This window comes from Ruegeria discodermiae, assembly GCF_030758345.1.
In the GTDB taxonomy this organism is placed as follows: domain Bacteria; phylum Pseudomonadota; class Alphaproteobacteria; order Rhodobacterales; family Rhodobacteraceae; genus Ruegeria_C.
Window position 1 is genome coordinate 676,266 of record NZ_JAVAMO010000001.1, and the last position, 20,103, is coordinate 696,368.

The following is a 20,103-nucleotide window of genomic DNA, read 5'->3' on the forward strand; positions in this document are numbered from 1 at the left end:
TGTTTTTAGCGGGCGCGTCATCAGGTGCAGTCCGGGCCCGCCTTTACGGACCTCAATGGTTACAGGACCTTTCCGATCCGCTTCAACCGTTTTCCAAGCACTTGATTTAATTATCGCTCCCAGTGCCGACCAAGCTGTCACCCGGTGCGACAAGATGTCAAGTCTTGCCGAGGCGAAGCAGGGCAAAGACCTCACATATGATCGCAATGCCGTGATTTTCCCCGTTGGCGCGGTGCCGAAACTCTTAGTGACCAGTCCCGGTCAACCGGTCAGCGCATCGCCAAACTGATCGCGCAGCGTCCGTTTGAGAACTTTCCCCGTCGCGTTGCGTGGCAGCGCCTCAACAAAGACCACGGCATCGGGGATCTGCCATTTGGCGATCTTGTCGTCGAAATAGGCCAGCAACTCATCCTGAGTCGGGTCCTGCCCCTCATCGCTTACCGCCACTAGCAGAGGCCGCTCATCCCATTTCGGATGCGGCACGCCAACCACGGCGGCATCGGCCAATTTCGGGTGGCCCACGGCGATGTTTTCCAGCTCGACCGAGCTGATCCATTCACCACCCGACTTGATGATGTCCTTCGAGCGATCGCGGATGGTCATGTAGCCATCGGGATCAATCGTGGCCACATCGCCGGTGGCGAACCAGCCATCCTGCAGCAAATCCTCGTCCTGTTTGCGGAAATAGCTGTCCAGCACCCAATGCCCCCGCACCATCAGATCGCCCTGGGTTTCGCCATCATTGGGCAGCGCATTGCCGTCATCATCAACGATCTTCATCTCGACCCCGTAAGGTGGTCGACCCTGGTTTTCGCGCAGTCGGTGCTGTTCCTCGACGGGCAGATTGGCGTGCTTGGCCAGCGGCACATTGGTGGTGCCCAGCGGGCTCATCTCGGACATGCCCCATGCATGCACCGTCTCAACCTCGTAATCGTCGCGGAACTCAGCGATCATCGAAGGTGGGCAAGCCGAGCCGCCGATCACCGTGCGCTCAAGGCTGGCCAGCTTGGTGTCGCTGCCGCGTGCAAAAGCCAGCAGGCCCTGCCAGATCGTCGGCACGCCGAGTGCCAGGGTGACGCCAAACCGGTCGATCAGGCCAACAAGCGCCTCACCGCTCAAATCCGGCCCGGGCAGCACCATGCGAGAGCCCGACATGGCGCAGGCATAAGGCGAGCCCCAGGCGTTGACATGAAACATCGGCACGACGGGCAGCACCACATCGCGCGCCGAAAAGCCGATACAATCGCGCGTGTTCGAGCCGAAGCTGTGCAGCATGGTGGAACGGTGAGAATACAGCACGCCTTTGGGATGACCCGTGGTGCCCGAAGTGTAGCACATGCTCGACGCGGTGTTTTCGTCAAACGAGGGCCAGGCAAACTCCGGGTCGCCTGTTGCGATCCACTCGTCATAGAATTTTAGCCCCGGAATCTGTTCCGCCGCCGCGTCGCGCGGCCCCAACAGCACCACATGTTCGACCGTCTCTAGCTGCGGCAGAAGCGGTGCAACCAATGGCAAAAAAGTGGCGTCCAGCAACAGCACCCGGTCTTCGGCATGGTTCATGATATAGACTAGCTGCTCGGGAAAAAGCCGGGGGTTGATCGTGTGCAGGACCAGTCCGGCGCCGGAGACCCCGAAATAGGTCTCAAGATGGCGGCGGTTGTTCCAGGCGAGTGTCGCGATCCGCGCCTGTGGTTCCAGCCCCAGTGCGCTCAGGATTGACCCCAGACGCCGGGCGTTGCCTGCCACCTGCGCCCAGTTTGTTTCTTCGACACCCCCGGTGGTGTTGACCGACCAGATTGCTGTTTCACCGTGGTATTTTTCGGCGTGGTCAATCAAAGACGAAATCAGCAAAGGTTGCGTCATCATCTGTCCGAGCATGGCGGTATCCTCCCAATCCGCGGCCCATCTTTTTGCCGGGGCCGTCGTTTCACGTCACTCCAAACGGGAACAGCGCGCGGCGCATCGCCTCAAGCGAATACCACGGTCTCTCCTCCCGCCCAGCACTCTGACGAGCATGGGCGGGGCTGACAAGATGGAAGAACGCTCAGCGATAGCGCAGCACGTAATCGACCAGCGCGGCGGTCGAGCCGTCTTTGCCTTCGGCGCTTTGCTCGCCCTCCACGATGGGACCCAGCGAAGTGGCAAGCTCTTTGCCCAGTTCAACGCCCCACTGATCGAAAGAGTTGATGCCCAGGATCACTCCTTCGACAAAGACCCGGTGTTCATAAAGCGCGATGATCTGGCCCAGAACAAAGGGCGTCAGTTGCGGGTAGATCAGCGTGGTCGAGGGCCGGTTGCCCGCAAAGACCCGGTGCCGCGCCTGCCGCTCCAGCTCGTCGCCGGTCAATCCCTTGGCGGCCATCCGCGCGCGCGCCTCCTCCAGCGAGCGGCCCTGCATCAGCGCCTCGGACTGGGCCAGGCAATTGGCGACCAGCAAGCGGTGGTGATGGGCCAGATCGCGCTCGTGCCCTTCGGCGGCGATCATGAACTCGCAGGGCACAACACCGGTGCCCTGATGGATCAACTGGTAGAAGGCATGCTGCCCGTTGGTGCCGGGCTCGCCCCAGACGATGGGGCCGGAGGGCACGGTCAGCGAGGTGCCATCCATCGCCACGGATTTGCCGTTCGATTCCATCTCAAGCTGTTGGAAATAGGCCGCCAGACGAGACAGGCGCTGATCATAGGGCAGCACGGCGCGGCTGGGATAACCGCAAATCTGGTGATGCCAGATGCCCACCAGCGCCAGCAGGACCGGCATGTTCTCGTGCCAGTCAGCGGCGCGGAAATGCTCATCCATCGCCTGCCCGCCACGCAGGAACGCGTCGAAGGCTTTGGGGCCGATAGCGATCATCAGCGACAGGCCAATTGGCCCCCAGACCGAATAGCGCCCACCGACCCAGTCGGCAAAGCCAAACACGTGCTCTGCCGGGATGCCGAATGCCGCAGTCAGATCCTGCGCAGTCGAAAGCGCCGCAAATTGCTTGGACGGATCGCCGCCGCCTTCACTCATCCAGGCCCGCGCGGTGCGGGCGTTGGTCATGGTCTCGATGGTGGTGAAGGTCTTGGAGGCCACTATCACTAGCGTCCGTGTCGGGTCGAGCCCGCGCAATGTGTCGGCAATATCGGCCCCGTCCACATTGGACACAAAATGGCAGCGCGGCCCGTCATGATAAGGCGCCAGCGCCAGCACCGCCATCGCAGGCCCCAGATCGGACCCGCCGATGCCGATATTGACCACATCCGTGACGGGGCCGCCTGCCCCGGTCAGCGTGCCCTCGCGCACCGCTTCGGCAAAGCGGTGCATATCGTCAAGCGTTGCCAGAACCTCCGCCATCACATCCTGACCGTCCACCAGGACCGGACCGCCATCGAGGTTGCGCAGGGCTGTATGCAGCACCGCGCGGCCCTCGGTCTCGTTGATCGGCTTACCCGAGAACATGGCCTCGCGCTTGCCGGCCAGGGCAGCATTGTCGCACAGGGCAATCAAGGCATTGCGGATATCCGCGTCGATCTGCGTCTTGGAATAATCCAGCCGCATATCTGAGGTTTCGCAGCAAAACCGGCTGGCCCGCGCGGGATCGGCGTCAAACAGATCGACAATTCTGCGCCCCTGACTCTGCGCCTTAAGCGCCTTCAATTCGTCGAACATGATCTATCCTATTCCGCCCAGTGAACCGTGATCCCGTCGAGCACCGCCGCGATGGGGGCCTCTTCCGGGGGCAGTGACATGGCGCGGTCGAGCACATCGCGCTTTTCCTGGCCGAAGATCAGCAAATGCTTGGACAGCGCCCCGTTCAAAACCGGCGCGGTCAGGGTGATGCGCGCCTCTGGCTGGGTTTCAGGCTGCGCCAGCGCCACTGCGGGCGCATGGGCATCCAATGCGGCCGCCAACCCGACCATACCGGGAAAGAGCGACGCAGTGTGCATATCCGCGCCCATCCCCAGTACCAGAACCGACAAAGGCCGCAGCGCGGTGACCTGTTCAGCGACCGCGGCCAGACCATCGGTCGGATCGTCGGCAGGCGCATAGAGCGGCAGGAAATGCGCTGCGGCGGCTCGGTTGACCAGCAGCCGTTCGGCGATCAGACGCGCGTTGGAGCGGTCACTGTCGGCGGGCACGCAGCGCTCGTCTGTCGGCAACACGTGCACCCGGTCCCATTCCAGATCGGCGGCGCAGAGTACGTCATAGATCGGCCCCGGCGTGGTGCCGCCAGGCACTGCCAGCGAGACGGTGTCATGATGCAAAAGCGCGGTCTCAAGCTCGCCCGCCAGCATATTGGCCACATCAATGGCCAGCATGTCGCGATCCGCGTATTCCCTCAGGTTCATGGGTTGATCCCCTGCCATTGGCGACCGTCGCGTTTCATCAGCAGCTCGGCGTCGCCCGGTCCTGTGCTGCCAATCTCGTAGGGTTTCGGCACATCGCCTGCCGCTGTCCAGCCCGAGATGATCGGGTCCGTCCAGGCCCATGCGGCCTCGACCTCGTCGCCGCGCATGAACAACGTCTGGTTGCCCCGGATCACGTCCATGATCAAGCGTTCATAGGCATCCGTTGCGCTCTGACTGTCCGGCCCCAGCGCCTCGGCAAAGCTCATGTCGAGCGGCACGTCGACCAGCCGCATGCCCCCCGGCCCCGGTTCCTTGATCGTCACTTTCAGCGTGATGCCCTCATTGGGCTGCAAGCGGATCGACAGCAGGTTGGCATGGCGCCCGGCCTCTTCGCCGAAGATCGAATGGGGCGCATCCTTGAACACCACGTTAATCACCGAGGAGCGCGCCACCAAGCGTTTGCCTGTGCGCAGATAGATCGGCGTGCCCGCCCATCGCCAATTGCTGACATTGGCCTTGAGCGCGATATAGCTTTCGGTGAATGAGCGCTCATTGCCAACCTCTTCGCGGTAGCCGGGCCGCTCACCATTGGCCTGATATTGCCCCCGCACGATATGATAGGGCTCGACCGGCCCCAGCGCGCGGATGACCTTGAGCTTTTCGTCGCGCACCGCGTCGGGGTCGAACTTGGCAGGCGGTTCCATCGCGATCAGGCACAGAAGCTGCATCAGGTGATTCTGCATCATGTCGCGCATCGCACCTGCGCGGTCATAATAATCGCCACGCCCGCCAACCCCCACGGATTCGGCCACGGTGATCTGGATGTGATCCACATACTGGCTGTTCCAGAGCGGTTCGAACATCATGTTGCCAAAGCGGATCGCCATCAGGTTCTGGACGGTCTCCTTGCCCAGATAGTGGTCGATCCGGTAAATCTGGCGCTCGTCGAAATGCGCCGCAAGCGTGGCGTTCAGCGCGCGGGCGCTGTCCAGATCGTTGCCAAAGGGCTTCTCGACCACGATCCGCGTATGTTCAGAGGCCAGTCCGTGCGCCTGGATGCGCTCAGCCAAGGCTCCAAACAGGCGCGGCCTGACGGAAAAGTAGTAGGCGCGCACGCGACCGGGCAGCAGTTTATCAGCCAGTTGATCCCAACCCTGCGCGCCTGTGACATCAATCTGCACATATTGCACCAGATCGAGAAACGCGCCCTCGATCTGTTCACCTGCGGCCGAGAGCCCGTACTCCATCAGCGCCCCACGCACGAAGGCGCGGTAATCCTCGACCGAGCGGTCCGCCCGCGCGGCCCCGATCACCCGCGCCCCGGCTGGCATCTGACCAGCCCGGAACCGGCGATAGAGCGCGGGCAGGATCTTGCGCCGGGCAAGATCGCCTGTGCCGCCGAAAATGACGAGGTCGAACGGCTCGACCGGGATGACGCGCGATACCATGGCCTGTCCTTAATCCGTCGCTGTGGCAAAGTCCAATGTTAGCGCCAACAATATTCATCCAAGACGACATTTCTCTAACAATCACAAACCTGTCACCTGATGGGGCGTTTCGTTCCCTCGCCCCCATCTTTGGGATACACAGCTTTCAACTCACCACTCCGGAAGACAATCATGAAAGACCTTGAGCAGCCAACCGCGAATGCGGGCAAGTTTCAGAACAGGCACGTGACCGCTGACGGATCGAACCGTGCCAGCGTCGCGCTGAGCAAGCCCGAAACGCTGTGGTTCAATACCGGAACGCTGTGCAATATCGAATGCGCAAACTGCTATATTCTCAGCAGCCCGACCAATGATGCGCTGGTCTATTTCACGGCGGATGAGGTTACCTCCTATCTGGACCAGATAGAGGCGCGCGGCTGGCCGATCCGCGAGATCGGCTTCACCGGGGGTGAGCCCTTCATGAACCCGCAGATGATCGATATGGCCAGGGCCTGTCTTTCGCGCGGCTATGAGGTGCTGATTCTCACCAACGCCATGCGTCCGATGATGCGCAAATCCATGCGCGCCGGGCTGCTGGAGTTGCGTGATGACTATCGGGACAAGCTGACGCTGCGCATCTCGGTAGATCATTACCGCCCCGAATTGCATGACGAGGAGCGCAGCGCAGGCAGCTTCGAAAAAACCCTCGAAGGCATGCGCTGGCTGCGTGACAACGGGTTCCGCATGGCGGTGGCCGGGCGCACCGTCTGGGGCGACAGTGACGCCGAAAGCCGGGCGGGATATGCCGCGTTTTATGAACGCAATGGCTTTGACATCGACGCCGGTGATCCCGGCCAGACCGTGCTCTTCCCGGAAATGGATGAAACGGCGGAAGTGCCAGAGATTACAACCGCTTGCTGGGGCATCCTGAACAAGTCACCGACGGATGTGATGTGCGCCAGCTCGCGCATGGTGGTCAAGCGCAAAGGCGCGCCGTCGCCCACGGTTCTGGCTTGCACGTTGCTGCCCTATTCGCCCGAATTCGAACTGGGCGAAACCCTGGAAGAGGCTGAGCGCGACGTGCATCTCAACCACCCCCATTGCGCCAAATTCTGCGTGTTGGGTGGGGCAAGCTGTTCCGCCTGAGCCGCAGAAAATCCAGATTGTGATAAAATTCACTGATCGCGCTGACGCGGGATTCGTATAGTGCAAGGCAGGTCCGCTGTATTTCGGGTCTGCCATACACAAGGAATTCGTCATGCGCTTTGTTCTGATACTGCTGTTCAGCCTGCTGCCGTCCAGCCTGTTGGCGGCGAACCGACTGGCTCTGGTCATTGGCAATGACGACTATGCCGATGTGCCGGTGCTGGAGAAAGCCGGTGCCGATGCGCGCGCCGTTGGTGAAAAGCTGCGCGAGCTGGGCTTTGACACGGTCGAAGCCATCGATCAGGACCGGCGCGGCATGAACCAGCGCATCTCGGAATTCACCTCGAAACTGCAGCCCGGAGACACCGCCTTTGTGTTCTACGCAGGCCATGGCGTTGAAATCGATGGCGAGAATTACCTGCTGCCCACCGATATCGTGGCCCCCTCCAGCGGCGAGAGCGACTTTGTGAAATCGGAATCCATCGCCCTGTCGGACCTGCTGGATCGGGTGCGTCAGACCGGCGCGCGCACGGCCATCGCCATCATCGATGCCTGCCGCGACAACCCGTTTGAAACCGTGCAGGGCCGCAGCATTGGCGGCACGCGCGGTCTGGGCCGGATCACCGCGCCCCAGGGCACCTTTGTGATCTTCTCGGCCGGTGCGGGTCAGATGGCGCTGGACCGGCTGCATGACGGGGACGAGGCGCAGAATTCGGTCTTCACCCGCGCCCTGTTGCCCAGGCTGTCGAAACCGGGTCTGGAGCTGCGCGCGCTGGTCTCGGACCTGCGGCTTGAGGTGCGCGATCTGGCCAGCACCGTGCAGCATCGCCAGGTGCCCGCCTATTATGACGAGTTGCTGGGCAAGTTCTATTTCACCCCCGCAGCGGCGGCGGCGACCCCGGTGGCAGAGGCCCTGCCCTCGGCATCACCCGAAGCCTCCGACGACATGCGCGCCGATCTGGCGCTGGCCCGCTCGGTTGGCACCGTGACCGCGCTGGACAGTTTCCTGGAGCGCTATGAGGATCGCTCAGAAGATTACAGCTATACCGTTGCTCTGCAGTTGCGTCAGTCGCTTGCGCAGGCCGACACCGCGCCCGTGTCACGTCAGACGGAAACGGAAACCGTCGAAGTGGCCGCCGCCCCAGTTGTGGCCGATCAGCGTAACGTCATGCGCGACACGCAGGTTGCGCTGAACGCGCTGGGATGCAGTGCCGGGGGCGCTGACGGCGTTGCCGGGCCGCGCACCAAACGGGCATTCAGCGCCTATCTGCGCGACAGCGGCTCGAATCTGGGTTCAGATGATCTGGGAACGACCCATGCGCTGGAAGAGTTGCAGGGCCATAGCGGCACGATCTGCAAGGTCGCGGTTGCGCCCAAAGCTGCTCCGGCGCCCAAGACCACAACGTTGAGCATGGCCGGAACCTGGAACTTCAAAGCGACCTGCGCCCTCGTGGTCAAAGTGACGGGTCAGGTGCGATATACGCGTGCCGGGGGCAACAAATATAATGGCAATTTGACGGATTCACTGGGTCAAAAAGCCAATACCGTGATCTTTCTGAATGAAAACCAGCTTTCGGGGACCGATTATTTCCCCGGTATCACGGTCACATGGCGCGGTCGGCTTGCGCCGGATGGCAACAGCTTTACCGCCAACGGCTCCACCGGGTGTGCCGTTTATGCCTGGCGGGTCGGTTAATCCTGCCCGTCAGTTAAGGTAAAATTCCCCCTTCACATTCCGCCATTCCCCCGGCGAAATCATCTTGCGATGCGTGAAGCGCACCGAATGCAGCGGGCCTTCGATCTCGCGCTGCCAGAATTCCACGAATTCAAAGAGCTTCGGGTGATCCGGTGCCAGATCGTAATCCTGCCAGATAAATGTATTCAGAACATGGATATAATCAGGCATGTGGTAGAAGAATTCCGCCGTGGTCAGCCCGTACCCCTTAAGCATCAACTCTGTTTCAGTTTTCTCCATCTATGACCTCCAGTTTGTGCTGTGGTCCCCCTATGGTAGCACGAAAAAGGTTAATCCTTCTGGAAAACAATATGTTAACGTAACGTGAACTGCGGTTTTTCGATCACAAATCACACCGCTTGCACCCCATATGTGCAGTCTGATAAGATACACCCACAAGATATAGACCCAGAATGAAGATCGGGCAGACCACTTGAGCGATACGCCAGAAACTCCTGAAAACATGGATGAAACCCCGCCTGAACGCCCAGTCTATGACGGGCCGACGGTCTCCATCGAATCCGAGATGCGCACATCTTATCTCGATTACGCGATGAGCGTGATCGTCAGCCGTGCCATCCCCGACCTGCGTGACGGGTTAAAACCGGTGCATCGGCGCATCCTTTATGCGATGCACGAGACCGGAAATACCCATGACAAGGCCTATCGCAAATCGGCCCGTCCGGTGGGGGATGTGATGGGTAAGTACCACCCGCATGGCGACAGCGCGATCTATGACGCGCTGGTGCGGATGGCTCAGGATTTCTCGATGTCGCTGCCGCTGCTCGATGGTCAGGGCAACTTTGGCTCGATGGATGGCGATAACCCGGCAGCGATGCGGTATACCGAAGTGCGGATGGACAAGCCTGCCGCCGCCCTGCTGGCCGATATCGAAAAAGAGACGGTCGACTTTCAGGACAATTATGACGGCAAGGACAAGGAACCGACCGTCCTGCCGGCGCGCTATCCGAACATGCTGGTCAATGGCGCGGGTGGTATCGCCGTGGGCATGGCGACCAACATCCCGCCGCATAATCTGGGCGAAGTGGTAGATGCCACATTGGCGCTGATCGACGATCCGGACCTGACCAGCGAGCAGCTGATCCAATTCGTCCCCGGCCCCGATTTCCCCACCGGGGGCGTGATGCTGGGCCGATCCGGTGCGCGCAAGGCTTATCTGGAAGGGCGCGGCAGCGTCATCATCCGCGCTAAGACCCGCGTCGAGGAATTGCGCAAGGATCGCTACGCCATCGTTGTGGATGAGATCCCCTATCAGGTGAACAAGGCCTCGATGATCGAAAAGATCGCCGAGCAGGTGCGCGAGAAACGTATCGAAGGCGTGAGCCATGTGCAGGACGAATCCGACCGCAACGGCGTGCGCGTCGTGGTCGAGCTGAAGCGCGATGCAACGCCCGAAGTGGTGCTGAACCAGCTTTATCGCTTCTCACCGATGCAGACCTCGTTCGGCTGCAACATGCTGGCACTGAATGGCGGTCGCCCCGAGCAACTGACCCTGCGCCGGTTCCTGACCAGCTTCATCGACTTCCGCGAGGATGTCGTCGCACGGCGCACCGCCTACGATCTGCGCAAGGCACGTGAGCGCAGCCATATCCTGTGTGGTCTCGCGGTTGCGGTTTCGAATGTCGATGAGATCGTGGCAACCATCCGTGCCTCCGCTGATGCGGCAGAGGCGCGCGAGAAGCTGATGACCCGCCGCTGGCCCGCCGCCGATATCGCAGGCTACATCCAGCTGATCGACGATCCGACCCATAAAATGAATGAGGACGGAACCTATAATCTTAGTGAAACGCAGGCCCGTGCGATCCTGGAACTGCGTCTGCAGCGCCTGACCCAGATCGGGGTCAAAGAGGTCACCGACGAACTTGAAGAACTGGCCGGTAAGATCAAGGAATACCTGGAAATTCTCAGCTCGCGCGAGCGGATCATGAGCATCATCGCAAATGAGCTGCGTGAGGTGAAAGAGAACTTCGCCGTTCCGCGCCGCACCGAGATCGTCGACTGGTCCGGCGACATGGAAGACGAGGACCTGATCGAGCGCGAGGATATGGTCGTGACCGTCACAAGCGGTGGCTATATCAAGCGCACCCCGCTGGCCGATTTCCGGTCGCAGAAACGCGGCGGCAAAGGTCTGAGCGGCATGCAGACCAAGGAAGAGGACGTGGTCACCACTCTCTTCGTTGCAAACACGCATACGCAGCTTCTGTTCTTCACCACCGACGGCATGGTCTACAAGCTCAAGACCTGGCGCCTGCCGCAATCGGGGCGCACTGGCAAGGGCAAGGCCATCGTCAACATCCTGCCGATCCCGCCCGGTGTGTCGATCGCCGCGATCATGCCGGTAGATGTACCCGATGACGAATGGGAAAACCTGCAGGTGGTCTTTGCCACCAGCGCCGGTGACGTGCGGCGCAACCGGCTGTCCGATTTCACCAATGTCCGTCGCAACGGCAAGATCGCTATGAAGCTGCCTGAGGGCGTGCAACTGGTGAATGCCCGCATCTCCTCGGATGAGGATGATGTGATGCTGGTGACCAATTCCGGCCGCGCCATCCGCTTCCGCACCACCGATGTGCGCGTGTTCAATTCGCGCGAGTCGACCGGGGTGCGGGGCATCAAGCTCAGCAATGGCGACCGGGTCGTGTCGATGTCGGTGATCCGCCATTTCGAGGCCAGCCCTGAGGATCGTGCTGCCTATCTGAAGATGCGGCGCGCCGTTGCGGGCCTGACCGATGAGGACAATGGCGAAGAGGACGGCGTGGCCGCCAGCAGCGATTTCAGCCAGGAGAAATATGCCGAGATGTCGGCCTCCGAAATGCTGATCCTGACCATCACCTCCGGCGGCTCCGGCAAGCTGAGTTCCAGCCACGATTATCCCGTCCGCGGACGCGGTGGTATGGGCGTGGCCGCCATGGACAGGGCGATGCGCGGTGGTGATCTGGTGGCCTCCTTCCCGGTGGATCTGGACGATCAGATCATGCTGGCCACCTCTAGGGGCCAGTCGATCCGGGTGCCGGTCGATGGCATTTCCTTCCGCTCACGCTCGGCTGGCGGGGTGAAGGTGTTCAACACCGGCAAGGATGAAGAGGTCGTCAGCGTCGCCTGGATCGCCGAGCAGGCCGAGGACGAGGCCGAAGAGTAAAGCGAGGGGCGCTCCGACCGGGGCGCCCTTTCCACATGCCCAGCCGCGCCGGGCTATTGCACTGCAGCTAGAAACACGTTCACCTCTGCTGACAGAGCGTCCCAATCCGTGAACACATGCTCGCCGGATTCTGGGTCAACATCCTGATCACGCAAAACCACATGCCGGATGACCTGCATCGCGAAATAATCGTAGCGCGTGGTGCGAACCGCCCCTGCAACCAGCGCCTCGGCGTCGGGGTCCAGACCGGTGCGCATCTTCATCTCGATCACATACTCCCAGGCCTCCTCGACCCCTTCGGGAAAGGCCGCGTTCAGGCTGACCGACAGCAACAGCGTCTTGACCGCGCGCAGCTCTGCCTGCCGGGCGCTCAGCAATGCTTCGAAACTCTGTGGATGCCGCCGTTGATGCACTGGCGCCGCCAATATCACCGCATCCGCCTTGTCGAGCGGGATGTCCGTGCCCTCGCCCGTGTCGAAAATGGCTGCGTCATGACCCAGTGAGGCAACCGCCTGTTCGACATAGCGGGCAATCTTGCGCGTCTGCCCTTCGACACTGGCATAAAGGATCAGGACATTCATCTGGGTCTCCCATTCATTCCGTCGGCGTCATCGGTGCTGGTACAGAGCGCCATAGCGTTGCCGACAGAGGCCCGGTTAGAGGCACCGTTGCCCGGCGTCGTTGTTCTGGATCAATGCAAGATGCGTTTCGCGGCATCGACCGCGCTTTTGCAAGCCACCCAAGGCTCTTGCCGCCATCGCGGAATTGGCTCAGGTTGCCCGTGACCTTTTTGCTTTCAGGCATGGGGGCACCGCTGACAGGAAAGGTAGGAAATTTTGGAGCAGCTTTTTCTGCATGTCCTGAACGTGGTGCTGCCGGTGATGATCTGCGCCGGGATCGGCTGGTGGCTGGCGATCATCAAAGCCCCGTTCGACAACAAGGTCATTGGCGGGATCGTGAGCAAGGTGGGTTATCCGACCCTGATCCTTTCACATCTTTCGACCACCAAGATCGCGGTGAGCTCCTTTCTCGACATGCTGGCGGCGGCATCGCTTGTGGTCGCGGGATTTGGCATCCTGGGCTTTGTCGCGCTCAAGGCCATGCGCCTGCCGGTGCGCGCGTTTCTGACGCCGCTGATGCATTCCAATGTTGGCAATATCGGCCTGCCGATTGCGCTGCTGGCCTTCGGGGATGCGGGCATGGCCTATACGATGGCCTTCGTGGTGGTGGTTCTGGTCAGCGTCTTTACCATCGGCATGTGGATTCCCGCCGGGACGTTTTCGCTGAAAAACCTGCTGACCTCGCCCATCATCTATGCCGTGATCCTCTCGCTGGGGCTGATGGCGACGGGCCAGTCCCTGCCCACCCCGATCGAGAAATCCTTCGACATTCTGGGGGGGCTGTCGATTCCACTGATGCTGCTGACGCTGGGCCATACATTGGCGACGCTCAAGGTCGGCGCGCTCTGGCGGTCAGGTGTTCTGACCCTGCTGCATCTGATCATGGCGGTGGCCATCGCCAGCGTTCTGGTGCCGGTCTTTGGGTTCACCGGGGTCGAACGCGGGGCCTTCATGCTGTGCTGCCTGATGCCGTCCTCGGTCGCGACCTATCTCTTCATCGACCAGCATGTGCCGGACTACGCACCCGAGGTGGCTGGCTTCATCCTAGTATCAACGCTGGCCACCATCCTGGTGCTGCCGCTTGCGCTGACCTATTGGATTTGAGCCTGGCCAGCGTCAGTTTTGAGGCAGTTCGGAGGGATCGCGCAGCAACTCGCCATTGGCATGGCGCCCGGAGCGAACGACAACCTTCGGCCGCCCCATCCGCGCAACAAGCTCCTGCATGCTCAGCCCGAGAAAGCGCAAGCCGCAGAGGCGCTGACCGTTCCGATCATCGATGATCGAAAACGTGCCGCCGCGGAAGGCAAGGCTGTAGTCTCTCGCCTGCATCTCATCAATCAGCGCCGTCCAGCTGGAGACGCGATTGAAGATCGGCAGAAGGATGGAGCGAAGAAGGATAGCCGTTTCACAATCCCAGACCGCAGGTTGCGGGCCGGAAGGGTTCGGAACTGGATTTGAATGCAACATAACAACACCGCACAATTTTACTCATTACTACAAGGCAAGTGTGGCATAGATCGCGCAACAATGCTTCAAAAAATGTCCGTTTCTTTGAAACTTTATGCCGCCACACGGCCCCTTACCAAACAATACTAGCAGCGCGTGGCTATTGTTTCTGTGAAAGATATCACAATGCGTGTTTTTGCACATCTTAGACGGGAAGCGCTTCGCCAGACCGGAGCCGATTACCTGCGCCAGCGCGACGATTCTGTGACCGACCCTCCCGCGCCTGCACGATTTCATTGAATGAAATCGTCCCGGAAACTTTTGAAGTTTCCGGGGCCAGAGTCCATGCCGCTCTTTGAACCTGCTGAATGCCTCTGAGCGCCTATTTTCTCAGCAATTGGCCCAACTGCGCATAGGGAACTGGCGAAATCTTGCCGGGGCATGGCCAAGCCTCTTTTCATTCGCGCTCAGACCACCGTAAAACCGCTTAACCCCTCGAACCGGCACTCAAGCTTCTTGCAAAACAGAACCCGCAACATGACTACGATTTGGCCGCGCCTGCGCGGCACCGCTCGGGCTGCGGTTGCGCTGGGGCTTATCACTCTTGCCTCTGCCTGCGCCCAAAGCCCGACTGAGGCGAATCTCAACCCAGAACGTCAGTCCATGGCGCTGCGCGAGGTTGCGCAAAAGCGCGCCCGGGGGCAACGGGTGTGGTGCGTGCCCTATGCAAGAAACCTCAGCGGCATCCAAATTCGCGGCAACGCCAAGGATTGGTGGGGCAAGGCGCATAATCTTTTTGAGCGGGGCACTGAACCGGCTGTTGGTGCGGTGATGTCATTCCGGGCGACCAGGGGAATGCCGCTGGGCCATGTGGCGGTTGTGTCCGAGATCGTCACCGACCGGGAAGTCATCGTGAACCATGCCAACTGGCACCGCAACAGGGTATCGTTGAAGATGGGCGTCAGGGACGTCTCCAAAAACAATGACTGGACGTTGGTCCGGGTCGAAAGCCGGCCGGGCCAATATGGCAGCTCCTACCCGGTGAACGGGTTCATCTATCCGAATTTTGACGGGTAGCCCACTGCAGAGCACTTCTTTGGCCTGCGGCGACCCTAAAACTCAAAGCTCGTAAAGCGCGCCGAACTTAGCCTCAAGGTAATCCAGCAGCGGCTCCGGTGACGGTTCAGTTCCACTGGCCCTCCTGATCACCTCGCGCGGCGCATAGAGGCTGCCAAAACGTTGCAGCTTGTCGCGCAGCCAACCTGTCGCGCCCGAGGTATCTCCGCCAGCAAGTTGCGTGTCCAGATCGGGAACCGCCCGGCACAGCGCGTCATAGAGGCATCCAGCATAGACATTGCCCAGGCTGTAGGTCGGGAAATAGCCGAAGAGGCCAACCGACCAATGCACATCCTGCAGGCACCCGTTTGAGGGTTTGTCGACCGCATAGCCGAAATCAGCCTCGAACCGGTCATTCCAGGCAGCTTCCAGATCGCGGACTTGCAGGTCGCCCTGCATCAAGGCGCGTTCCAGGTCAAAGCGCAGCATGATGTGCAGGTTGTACTGCACCTCATCCGCCTCGGTGCGGATATAACCGTTATGGACGCGGTTGACGGCAGCGTAGAAGGCATCGGCATCCGCGAATCCAAAATCGCCGAACCTGTCGCGCATCTGCTCATATAGCCAGCCGGTGAAGGCGCGTGAGCGGCCCAGCTGGTTCTCATAGATCCGGCTCTGGCTTTCATGCACGCCCATCGAGGCGCCCTGCCCCAGCGGTGTCAACAGATAGGCCGGGTCAATGTTTTGTTCATAGGTGGCGTGGCCGACCTCGTGAATGGTCGAGTAGAAACAGTTGAACGGGTCTGTCAGGCTGGTGCGCGTGGTGATGCGCACATCATTGCCCGAGCCCGAACTGAACGGATGCACCGCCTTGTCCAATCGCCCTCGTGTCAGGTCATATCCAAAGGTGCGGGCCAGAAGATGGGTCAGCTCCATCTGCCGGGGCTCGTCAAACTCGCCCTCCAGGCCCGCAGGCATGGGCTGCGCCAGCAGCCTTGCGCGCAGATCAACCAGACGGGGCCGCATCGCATCAAAGATCGCAGCGATCTGGGCCGCGGTTGTGTGCGGCTCATAATCCTCGATCATCGCGTCATAGACATCCCCGCCCGAGGCCAGCGCCGCGCCCTCTTCGCGTTTGAGCGCGACCACCTCCTCCAGCACCGGGAGGAACGCGGCCACATCCTCATCCGCGCGGGCCTGCGCCCATTTGCCCTGCGCCTCGGAGGTCACCTGCGCGATGCGCTTGGCCAGATCAGCAGGCACTTTGACCGTGCGCTCATAGGCGCGGCGGATTTCGCGCAATTGTGCGGTACCTGCCTCATCCGGGGCCTCAGCGCGCGCCAGCCAGTCACCCACACGCGCATCCGAGCGGCGGGCATGCAGCACCGCTTCGATTGCGGCCATCTCCTCGCCGCGCTGACTGGCTGCGCCGCGTGGCATCACGGTCTCCTGATCCCAGCCAAGGCGGCCCGCAATCATGCCAAGCGCGGTCGTCTCGCGCTGATAGGCCATCAACTCGTCATAAGCACTCATGTCAGATCCCTCGGACAGAGGTGGAAATCGGATAGGCGCAGAGGAACCGCGCCCGCAGGATCAGCACCCAGACCAGAACGGCCATCAGCTGATGCAGGATGGCGATCTGCCAGGGCGCGGCATAGATCACGGTGACGATGCCCAACACCACTTGCAGCGACAGCCCGGCCAGCACCGCGTTGAAGGCAAAACGGGTCTGGGGATGGGCGCTGCTCCGGCCCCGTCGCCAGACAACGATACCAAAGATCAGCAGCAGATAGCCCGCCACCCGGTGAATCCACTGCACCAGACCGGGGCTTTCGAAAAAGTTCCTCCAGATCGGCTCCAGCACGGTCGCATCCGGCGGCAGGATCTGCCCGCCCATCAGCGGCCAGTCGGTATAAGAGCGCCCGGCATCAATCCCCGCTACCAGCGCGCCCAGCAGGATTTGCAGGAAGGCGAAATGCATTAGCCCAGTGGAAAGGGAAAAGAGCTTGGCCTCCTTGGTGCGCCGCGCCTGCATCAACGCGCGTTCTTCGCGGCCCAGCAGGAAGATATACCAGCCCAGCACGCCCAGAATGACAAAGGCCAGCCCCAGATGGACCGCCAGACGGTAACTGGCGACCGCAATCATCCCCTCGCCCTGCGTCACGCCCGAGGCGACCATCCACCAGCCGACACCGCCCTGCACAGCGCCCAGAGCGCCGGGAATGATCAGACGACCCGTCCAGCCGGTGGGGATTTTACGCAGCACCAGAAAGCCCAGGAACCCAACAGCCCAGACCAGACCAATTACGCGGCCCAACTGCCTGTGGCCCCATTCCCACCAGTAGATTTCCTTGAAATCCGGCAGTTCCATCCACTGGTTCTGGATGCGCCACTGGTCTATCTGCTTGTATTTGTCGAACTCAGCCTGCCATTCGACCTCGGACATGGGCGGGATCGCTCCGGTCACGGGCCGCCATTCGGTGATCGACAGCCCGCTATCGGTCAGCCTTGTCAGCCCGCCCACCACGATCATCGCCACGACCAGCGCAAACAGCACCATCAGCCAGGCGCGAATACCGCCCCGAGCACCGCCGCGCCCGCGGTCGATCATGCCCGGCTGCACGGCCTCTTGCTTGCTGTCGTCCGAAACCTCTTCGAAGATGCTGCGCTTTCCGCTCATCTCGCCCTCATATTCCGTGTCTGGCCGCAAGCTAGGGCGCTTGGCTGGGAAGGTCCAGCGTCAGTCACCGCGTTCCTTCCAGCGCACCATTTGTCGCATGATCCCGTGCAGCATCTGCACATCGGCCCGCGTCATCCGCATCCGCGACCAGAGATTGCGCAGGTTCAGCTTCATATTCGCGGCCTTGGCGGGGGGATAGAAGAACCCCGCCGCCTCCAGCCGTTCCTCGTAATGCTCGACCAGCTTCTCGACCTCCTGCCCGGTCGCCCAGTCGCCCTTGCCCAGATCAGTGGTCTCATGCACCACATCGCCGGTCCGGCGCATCCATTCATAGGCCACCAGCAGCACGCATTGACCGAGGTTGAGCGAGGCATATTCCGGGTTCACCGGCACCGAGATGATGGCATTGGCCTTGGCGATATCCTCGTTTTCCAGCCCGGCGCGTTCCGGCCCGAACAGCACCGCAACCTTTTCCCCTGCCGCGATCTTCTCGGCGGCCATCTGCATCGCCGCTTCCGGGCTCAGCACCGGTTTGGTCAAACCGCGCTGGCGCGCCGTGGTGGCAAAGACGAAGGTGCAATCCGACAAGGCGCCGGGCAGATCGTCAAACAGCTGCGCCTCATCCAGCAGCCGCCCCGCGCCCGATGACATGGCCACCGCCTTGGGGTTGGGCCAGCCATCGCGGGGCGCGACGATCCGCATCCGGTCGAGCCCGAAATTCCACATCGCCCGCGCCGCCGCACCGATATTTTCGCCCATCTGCGGGCGCACGAGCACAAAGGCGGGCTGGGGTCTGTCGCTGGGCATTGCGGTCTCCTGATCAGGCGCGCCCGCTCTACTGCCCCAGCCCGGTCAGGGCAAGTGGGCGTTACAGAAGCCGCACCGCCATGCCGCCATCCACCGCCATGGACCCTCCGGTGACAAAGCTGGCCCGGTCAGACAGCAGGAACATGGCGGCCTGTGCGATCTCCTTTGGGGCGGCCATCCGTTTCACCGGGTGCAATCCAGAGATGAAGGCGTGGGCGTCAGGGTCGTCTCCGGCCATGGCGGTCATGGTCCCGCCGGGCAGAAGCGCGCTGACCCGGATACCCTCGGCGGCATGATCGGCGGCAAGCGAGCGAACCAGACCGGCCAACCCGGCCTTGGACGCCGCATAAGCGCCCATTCCCGGCAACCCGCCATTGCTGATGCCGACAAAAGACCCGGTGAACACCAGGCTGCCGCCGCCCGCTTTGCGCAGCGCGGGCAACTGCGCCTGCGCCGCCAGAAACGCGCTGGTCAGGTTGGTCTCGATCACCGCCTGCCAGTTGGAGAGTGCCATCTCAGGTGCCGGAGCCATGTCGCCCATCATCCCGGCATTGTTGAACGCCCCGTCAAGCCCGCCGAACTCCGATTGCGCCAGCGCAACCAGCGCTTTTGCATAGGCCTCATCGGTAACGTCGCCTGCCAGACAAACCGCCCTGCCACCGCTTTCGCTGATCTGGTCTGCGACCTGCTGCAACTCGGCCCCACGCCGCGCGCCAAGCACCAGATTCGCGCCCTCAGCGGCAAACAACAGGGCTGCCGCTGCGCCGATCCCACTGCTGGCACCGGTGATAATGAGTGTTTTTGCGTCAAGTTCCATGATCCATGTCCTCGCTGATGTGAATGATCAGCAGATACCCATCGCCGCCCCAGCGCCGCGATCCGTTTCCTGCGCTCTTGACCTCACCCCCACGTGAAACCGCAGGAATCGGATCGGGCGTTCCGATAGTCTTCTGGCTGAAAATATCCCGTGGGGAGTCGCAGCTTGCCCGCGCGCCAGCAGTCGTGCCTTTGATATTCCCATCCCCGCCGCAATCCAGTAAACGGCCCGGAACGAAGACGTGAAGGACCGCCATGATGGACAGCCCCGAGCAGCCGCAGATCTATCTGATCACCCCGCCCGAGATCGACCTGGAACAGTTCCCGGATCAGATGGCGAAGGTGCTCGACGGGGCCGAGATTGCCTGTATCCGTCTGGCGCTCTCCAGCCGCGACGAGGATCATGTTGCCCGTGTGTCGGATGCTCTGCGCGAGGTGGCCCATGCCCGCGACATCGCGCTGGTGATCTCGGATCACGTGCTGATGGCGCAGCGGCTGGGGCTGGATGGCGTGCATCTGAGTGATGCCGCGCGCTCGATCCGCGCCGCACGTAAAGAGCTGGGACCGGATGCGATCGTCGGCAGTTTCTGCGGCATTTCGCGCCATGACGGCATGACCGCGGGCGAGGCCGGCGCGGATTATGTCAGCTTCGGCCCGGTTGGTGCGACGGCACTGGGCGATGGCGCTTTTGCCGAGGCCGACCTGTTCCAGTGGTGGTCGGAAATGATCGAGGTGCCGGTGGTGGCCGAAGGCGGCCTGAGCGACGAATTGATCCGACAACTGGCCCCGCAGACGGATTTCTTCGGCATCGGTGACGAGATCTGGACGGCACCAGATCCGCTTGCAAGGTTGAAGGAACTACTGGCTGTAATGGCCTGATA

Annotated in this window: 18 protein-coding genes; 6 read left to right on the forward strand and 12 right to left on the reverse strand. The window is 61.5% G+C overall.

The window, feature by feature from the left end; genetic code table 11:
• Positions 1-261: 261 nt before the first annotated feature.
• From Q5Y75_RS03385 to zwf, 4 genes are all read right to left on the reverse strand, one after another.
• Positions 262-1,878, reverse strand: a complete 1,617-nt coding sequence (locus Q5Y75_RS03385) for a long-chain fatty acid--CoA ligase (protein ID WP_306194348.1) — start codon at positions 1,876-1,878, stop codon at positions 262-264.
• Positions 1,879-2,044: 166 nt separating this feature from the next.
• Entirely contained in the window at positions 2,045-3,649 is a 1,605-nt protein-coding gene (gene pgi, locus Q5Y75_RS03390; RefSeq protein ID WP_306194350.1) for a glucose-6-phosphate isomerase, read from the reverse strand.
• An 8-nt stretch (positions 3,650-3,657) separates the two neighbouring features.
• Positions 3,658-4,329: a 6-phosphogluconolactonase gene (pgl, locus tag Q5Y75_RS03395; protein WP_306194351.1), complete on the reverse strand. Its 672-nt coding sequence runs from the start codon at positions 4,327-4,329 to the stop codon at positions 3,658-3,660.
• A complete protein-coding gene (gene zwf / locus Q5Y75_RS03400; RefSeq protein ID WP_306194352.1) occupies positions 4,326-5,777 on the reverse strand; it encodes a glucose-6-phosphate dehydrogenase in 1,452 nt (483 codons plus the stop codon). The genes pgl and zwf overlap by 4 nt, the downstream gene beginning before the upstream one ends.
• A 171-nt stretch (positions 5,778-5,948) precedes the next feature.
• Between zwf and Q5Y75_RS03405 the strand changes: the two genes are divergently transcribed.
• Together Q5Y75_RS03405 and Q5Y75_RS03410 are read left to right on the forward strand one after the other, a co-directional pair.
• Positions 5,949-6,902 carry a radical SAM protein gene (locus Q5Y75_RS03405; RefSeq protein WP_306194354.1) on the forward strand — a complete coding sequence of 318 codons (954 nt, stop codon included), beginning with the start codon at positions 5,949-5,951 and terminating at the stop codon, positions 6,900-6,902.
• A 112-nt stretch (positions 6,903-7,014) separates the two neighbouring features.
• Positions 7,015-8,598, forward strand: a complete 1,584-nt coding sequence (locus Q5Y75_RS03410; protein WP_306194355.1) for a caspase family protein — start codon at positions 7,015-7,017, stop codon at positions 8,596-8,598.
• 9 nt (positions 8,599-8,607) lie between these two features.
• On the opposite strand, the gene Q5Y75_RS03415 is transcribed toward Q5Y75_RS03410, so the two are convergent.
• Entirely contained in the window at positions 8,608-8,877 is a 270-nt protein-coding gene (locus tag Q5Y75_RS03415; RefSeq protein WP_306194356.1) for an usg protein, read from the reverse strand.
• Between the two features lie 223 nt (positions 8,878-9,100).
• Between Q5Y75_RS03415 and gyrA the strand changes: the two genes are divergently transcribed.
• Positions 9,101-11,797, forward strand: a complete 2,697-nt coding sequence (gene gyrA / locus Q5Y75_RS03420) for a DNA gyrase subunit A (RefSeq protein ID WP_306195686.1) — start codon at positions 9,101-9,103, stop codon at positions 11,795-11,797.
• 53 nt (positions 11,798-11,850) lie between these two features.
• On the opposite strand, the gene Q5Y75_RS03425 is transcribed toward gyrA, so the two are convergent.
• Positions 11,851-12,378 (reverse strand): flavodoxin domain-containing protein, encoded by a 528-nt coding sequence (locus Q5Y75_RS03425; RefSeq protein ID WP_306194358.1) that lies wholly within the window; start codon positions 12,376-12,378, stop codon positions 11,851-11,853.
• 255 nt (positions 12,379-12,633) lie between these two features.
• On the opposite strand from Q5Y75_RS03425, the gene Q5Y75_RS03430 reads away from it, so the two are divergent.
• Complete coding sequence (locus Q5Y75_RS03430; RefSeq protein ID WP_306194360.1) at positions 12,634-13,521, forward strand: AEC family transporter; 888 nt, start codon at positions 12,634-12,636, stop codon at positions 13,519-13,521.
• A gap of 12 nt (positions 13,522-13,533) precedes the next feature.
• On the opposite strand, the gene Q5Y75_RS03435 is transcribed toward Q5Y75_RS03430, so the two are convergent.
• A complete protein-coding gene (locus tag Q5Y75_RS03435) occupies positions 13,534-13,884 on the reverse strand; it encodes a hypothetical protein (protein WP_306194362.1) in 351 nt (116 codons plus the stop codon).
• Positions 13,885-14,400: 516 nt separating this feature from the next.
• On the opposite strand from Q5Y75_RS03435, the gene Q5Y75_RS03440 reads away from it, so the two are divergent.
• On the forward strand, positions 14,401-14,940 hold the full coding sequence (locus tag Q5Y75_RS03440; RefSeq protein ID WP_306194365.1) for a CHAP domain-containing protein: 540 nt from the start codon (positions 14,401-14,403) through the stop codon (positions 14,938-14,940).
• A 42-nt stretch (positions 14,941-14,982) separates the two neighbouring features.
• Here Q5Y75_RS03440 and Q5Y75_RS03445 read toward each other — a convergent pair whose 3' ends face one another.
• The 5 genes from Q5Y75_RS03445 to Q5Y75_RS03465 form a co-directional block, all read right to left on the reverse strand.
• Positions 14,983-16,452, reverse strand: coding sequence for a carboxypeptidase M32 (locus Q5Y75_RS03445; protein ID WP_306194366.1), 1,470 nt, complete (start codon positions 16,450-16,452; stop codon positions 14,983-14,985).
• A gap of 1 nt (position 16,453) precedes the next feature.
• On the reverse strand, positions 16,454-17,599 hold the full coding sequence (gene ctaA, locus Q5Y75_RS03450; RefSeq protein WP_306194369.1) for a heme A synthase: 1,146 nt from the start codon (positions 17,597-17,599) through the stop codon (positions 16,454-16,456).
• A 60-nt stretch (positions 17,600-17,659) separates the two neighbouring features.
• Positions 17,660-18,406, reverse strand: coding sequence for an RNA methyltransferase (locus Q5Y75_RS03455; protein ID WP_306194371.1), 747 nt, complete (start codon positions 18,404-18,406; stop codon positions 17,660-17,662).
• Between the two features lie 61 nt (positions 18,407-18,467).
• Positions 18,468-19,223 carry an SDR family oxidoreductase gene (locus Q5Y75_RS03460; protein WP_306194373.1) on the reverse strand — a complete coding sequence of 252 codons (756 nt, stop codon included), beginning with the start codon at positions 19,221-19,223 and terminating at the stop codon, positions 18,468-18,470.
• Complete coding sequence (locus Q5Y75_RS03465; RefSeq protein ID WP_306194377.1) at positions 19,213-19,479, reverse strand: hypothetical protein; 267 nt, start codon at positions 19,477-19,479, stop codon at positions 19,213-19,215. Before Q5Y75_RS03465 ends, Q5Y75_RS03460 begins: the two co-directional genes overlap by 11 nt.
• Position 19,480: 1 nt before the next feature.
• On the opposite strand from Q5Y75_RS03465, the gene Q5Y75_RS03470 reads away from it, so the two are divergent.
• On the forward strand, positions 19,481-20,101 hold the full coding sequence (locus Q5Y75_RS03470) for a thiamine phosphate synthase (RefSeq protein WP_306195688.1): 621 nt from the start codon (positions 19,481-19,483) through the stop codon (positions 20,099-20,101).
• Positions 20,102-20,103: the final 2 nt, after the last annotated feature.

Excerpts from the sequence above, each read along its gene's own strand:
- Q5Y75_RS03385 (WP_306194348.1), bottom strand. The coding sequence starts at position 1,878 with ATGCTCGGACAGATGATGACGCAACCTTTGCTGATTTCGTCTTTGATT.
- pgi (WP_306194350.1), bottom strand. The coding sequence starts at position 3,649 with ATGTTCGACGAATTGAAGGCGCTTAAGGCGCAGAGTCAGGGGCGCAGA.
- pgl (WP_306194351.1), bottom strand. The coding sequence starts at position 4,329 with ATGAACCTGAGGGAATACGCGGATCGCGACATGCTGGCCATTGATGTG.
- zwf (WP_306194352.1), bottom strand. The coding sequence starts at position 5,777 with ATGGTATCGCGCGTCATCCCGGTCGAGCCGTTCGACCTCGTCATTTTC.
- Q5Y75_RS03405 (WP_306194354.1), top strand. The coding sequence starts at position 5,949 with ATGAAAGACCTTGAGCAGCCAACCGCGAATGCGGGCAAGTTTCAGAAC.
- Q5Y75_RS03410 (WP_306194355.1), top strand. The coding sequence starts at position 7,015 with ATGCGCTTTGTTCTGATACTGCTGTTCAGCCTGCTGCCGTCCAGCCTG.
- Q5Y75_RS03415 (WP_306194356.1), bottom strand. The coding sequence starts at position 8,877 with ATGGAGAAAACTGAAACAGAGTTGATGCTTAAGGGGTACGGGCTGACC.
- gyrA (WP_306195686.1), top strand. The coding sequence starts at position 9,101 with ATGGATGAAACCCCGCCTGAACGCCCAGTCTATGACGGGCCGACGGTC.
- Q5Y75_RS03425 (WP_306194358.1), bottom strand. The coding sequence starts at position 12,378 with ATGAATGTCCTGATCCTTTATGCCAGTGTCGAAGGGCAGACGCGCAAG.
- Q5Y75_RS03435 (WP_306194362.1), bottom strand. The coding sequence starts at position 13,884 with ATGTTGCATTCAAATCCAGTTCCGAACCCTTCCGGCCCGCAACCTGCG.
- Q5Y75_RS03440 (WP_306194365.1), top strand. The coding sequence starts at position 14,401 with ATGACTACGATTTGGCCGCGCCTGCGCGGCACCGCTCGGGCTGCGGTT.
- Q5Y75_RS03445 (WP_306194366.1), bottom strand. The coding sequence starts at position 16,452 with ATGAGTGCTTATGACGAGTTGATGGCCTATCAGCGCGAGACGACCGCG.
- ctaA (WP_306194369.1), bottom strand. The coding sequence starts at position 17,599 with ATGAGCGGAAAGCGCAGCATCTTCGAAGAGGTTTCGGACGACAGCAAG.
- Q5Y75_RS03455 (WP_306194371.1), bottom strand. The coding sequence starts at position 18,406 with ATGCCCAGCGACAGACCCCAGCCCGCCTTTGTGCTCGTGCGCCCGCAG.
- Q5Y75_RS03460 (WP_306194373.1), bottom strand. The coding sequence starts at position 19,223 with ATGGAACTTGACGCAAAAACACTCATTATCACCGGTGCCAGCAGTGGG.
- Q5Y75_RS03465 (WP_306194377.1), bottom strand. The coding sequence starts at position 19,479 with ATGGCGGTCCTTCACGTCTTCGTTCCGGGCCGTTTACTGGATTGCGGC.
- Q5Y75_RS03470 (WP_306195688.1), top strand. The coding sequence starts at position 19,481 with ATGGACAGCCCCGAGCAGCCGCAGATCTATCTGATCACCCCGCCCGAG.